4 protein-coding genes are annotated in these 3,156 nt (G+C 73.2%); 2 read left to right on the forward strand and 2 right to left on the reverse strand.

The window, feature by feature from the left end; genetic code table 11:
- Positions 1–210: 210 nt before the first annotated feature.
- Complete coding sequence (locus G3I40_RS21540; RefSeq protein ID WP_164303777.1) at positions 211–918, forward strand: SDR family NAD(P)-dependent oxidoreductase; 708 nt, start codon at positions 211–213, stop codon at positions 916–918.
- 129 nt (positions 919–1,047) lie between these two features.
- The gene (locus G3I40_RS21545) at positions 1,048–1,539 is read left to right on the forward strand and encodes a DUF5990 family protein (RefSeq protein WP_164303778.1); all 492 of its coding nucleotides are present in this window, start codon (positions 1,048–1,050) and stop codon (positions 1,537–1,539) included.
- Here G3I40_RS21545 and G3I40_RS21550 read toward each other — a convergent pair.
- Complete coding sequence (locus G3I40_RS21550) at positions 1,508–2,383, reverse strand: undecaprenyl-diphosphate phosphatase (protein WP_164303779.1); 876 nt, start codon at positions 2,381–2,383, stop codon at positions 1,508–1,510. The two genes, G3I40_RS21545 and G3I40_RS21550, sit on opposite strands and share 32 nt — an antisense overlap.
- A gap of 162 nt (positions 2,384–2,545) precedes the next feature.
- Positions 2,546–3,156: ArsR family transcriptional regulator (locus tag G3I40_RS21555; RefSeq protein ID WP_164303780.1), on the reverse strand; the 611-nt coding region annotated here is incomplete at its 5' end.

Consider the following 3,156-nt stretch of genomic DNA (forward strand, 5'->3'; position numbering starts at 1 on the left):
CGGCCGCCCGCCGCTGCCCGACCGTGGCGAGGCCCGCCGACCCGGGCGGGACGCGGTCCCGCCACCGTCGCACCGCGTCCCCGAACGACTCCGCCTGCGCACGCACCATGCCCCCACTGTGCACCGTCCGGTACGGATCTTCCTGGTACCGCCGGTCCCAGGAAGACGGGACGGCTGGCTGCCCCCGCGCCGCCGACGGAACCTGGAGCCATGACCACGACACTGATCACCGGCGCCAACAAGGGCCTCGGCCACGAAACCGCCCGCCGCCTCCTCGCCGCGGGCCACACCGTCTACGTGGGCAGCCGCGACGCGGAGCGCGGCCGGGCCGCCGCCGCGGAGCTCGGCGCCCGCCACGTCGTCATCGACATCACCGACGAGGACTCCGTGCGCGCGGCCGCGGCCGGGATCGAGGCCGACGGCGGTCTGGACGTCCTCGTCAACAACGCCGGCATCGAGGGCCGCGCCGCCGGGAACACCGTCGTCGCCCCCGCCGACGAGACCGTCGACACCCTGCGCCCGCTCTTCGAGACGAACGTCTTCGGGACGCTGCGCGTCACCCACGCGTTCCTGCCGCTGCTGCGCCGCTCCGCCGCCCCCGTCATCGTGAACGTCAGCAGCGGCCTCGGCTCGATGGCCCTGGTCACCGACCCCACCGCCCCGGCCCACGGCTACCCGGGCATCGCCTACCCGGCCTCCAAGACCGCGGTGAACATGCTCACGGTGCAGTACGCCAAGGCGTTCCCGGAGATCCGGATCAACTCCGTCGAGCCGGGCTTCACCAAGACCGACCTCAACGGCAACACCGGGGTGCAGACCGTCGAGGAGGGCGCGGAGATCATCGTGCGGATGGCGCAGATCGGGCCGGACGGACCGACCGGCGGCTACTTCGACGCCCAGGGGCCGCTCGCCTGGTGACGCGGGGACGGGCCGCGGCGCGGCGGCGATGATGGCGGTATGCGTACTCGTAGCGACATGCGTACCCGTGGCGGCACGCGTACCCGTAGTGACACCCGTGCCAGTGGTGACACCCGTGCCAGTGGGGACATGCGTATCCGCATCGACGCCGTGGACCTGCCCGGCCGTACCTGCCCGGCACCCGACGACGGTGGCGCGGCCGTCCACCGGAACGTCCATGTCGCGGTGCAGCGCCGCGCCCGCCCGGCCGAGCTCCTCGGGCTCGTGCCCGGTGACGCCCCGTCCGCGAGCTGGACGCTGGACACCACCGCGAAGCGGACACCGGCCGGCATCGATGTGCTGGGGCCCCATGTCCAGGGCGGTCCCGGCGGGCGCTTCCTCTACCTGTCCTGGGGGACGGTAGACGAGGCCGGGGCCTTCACCATGTTCCGCCGGGCGAAGCTCCTGCTCGACGCCGTGCCCGACGAGGTGCTCGACACGGCCGCACGCACCGGTCTGCTGGTCGGGAGCCTGGGGCTGACGGACGCCCGCGGCATGCCGCTGTGCGCCCGCGTCGTCCCGCCGGCGATCCGGTGGAGCGCCGGCGGCGTCAGCCCGCCGACTCCGCCGCGTGCGGGCTGAGCACGCCCACGCTGACCAGCACGAACAGTGCGACGCCGAGCGCGATCCGGTAGTAGACGAACGGCATGAAGCTCTTCGTCGAGATGAACTTCATGAGCCACGAGATCACGGCGTAGCCCACACCGAAGGCGATCAACGTCGCGAAGATCGTCGGACCCCAGGACACGTGGCCGCCCTCCGCCGCGTCCTTGAGCTCGAAGACGCCGGAGGCGAGTACGGCGGGGATGGCGAGGAGGAACGAGTAGCGGGCGGCCGACTCGCGCGTGTAGCCGAGAAAGAGGCCGCCGCTGATCGTCGCGCCGGAGCGGGAGACGCCCGGGACCAGGGCCAGCGCCTGGCACAGGCCGTAGATCAGGCCGTCCTTGACGGACAGGTCCTTGAGCTCCTTGCGGGAGCGGACCGCGCGGTGCCTGCCGCCCAGCTCGTCACGGGCCGCGAGACGGTCGGCGACGCCGAGGATGACACCCATCACGATCAGCGTCGTGGCCGTCAGGCGCAGATCGCGGAACGGGCCCTCGATCTGGTCCTTGAAGGTGACCCCCAGCACGCCGATCGGGATCGAGCCCACGATCACCAGCCAGCCCATCTGCGCGTCGTGGTCGCCGCGCAGGGACTTGTCGGTCAGGGACCGGAACCACGCCGAGATGATCCGCGCGATGTCCTTGCGGAAGAAGATGACCACCGCGGTCTCGGTGCCGAGCTGCGTGATCGCCGTGAAGGCGGCGCCCGGGTCGCTCCACCCGGCGAAGGCGGCGGTGAGGCGGAGGTGGGCGCTCGACGAGATCGGGAGGAACTCCGTCAGCCCCTGGACGAGTCCGAGAATGAATGATTCGAACCAAGACATGGGGTGATCGCGATCCAGGGTGCGGGCGGGGCCGGCCGCGAACGCGGTCCGGACATGGAGGTGCGCACCACCGGGGCCTGCGCCCCGGGCGTACGCGAGGGCAGCGTAGCGCCCGAAAAAGACGGGCCCGCCACGGGGTCCGTCCTGGCGCACGGGCCCGTCTCAGGAGCCGGCGTCCCCCTGCGCCGCGAGCAGCGTGTCCCCGGCGGCGGAGCGGTAGTACAGCACCGAGCGTCCCGCCCGGCGCCGCCGTACGAGGCGGGCGTCGGCCAGCACCTTGAGGTGGCGGCCCACCGAACCGAGGCCCTGGCCGGTCAGCGCCACCAACTGGGTGGTCGTCAGCGGCTGTTCGAGGAGGGCGAGGACCTGGGCGCGGGCCGGGCCGATCAGAGCGGTGAGCCCCGAGGGCGCCGGTGGCCGGTCCGCGTCGGCGAGGGCGCCCGCGCACGGGTACACCACGGCGTACCGGTCGGCGACGGGCTCCGGCCACGACACCCAGCCCTGCTGCGGCGTGACGGGGACGAACAGCAGTCCGGCCCCGGAGATGTCCCGCGGCGGATAGGCGTGGGCGTTGATCTGCAGGCGGCCGTCGCCGAGCCAGCGCATGGTGGGGCGCATCCCGCCGAACGCCGCCGCCCAGCCACCGACCGTCAACTCCCGCGTCCGCGCCACGACATCGGCCTCCACGACCCGGCGCCGACGCGACCAGTCCGGCCGCACGGTGTCCTGCCACACCCACCGCAGCAGGGCCGCGATGCGCTCCGCGAGCCCGT

The organism is Streptomyces sp. SID14478, from assembly GCF_010548525.1.
Lineage (GTDB): Bacteria > Actinomycetota > Actinomycetes > Streptomycetales > Streptomycetaceae > Streptomyces.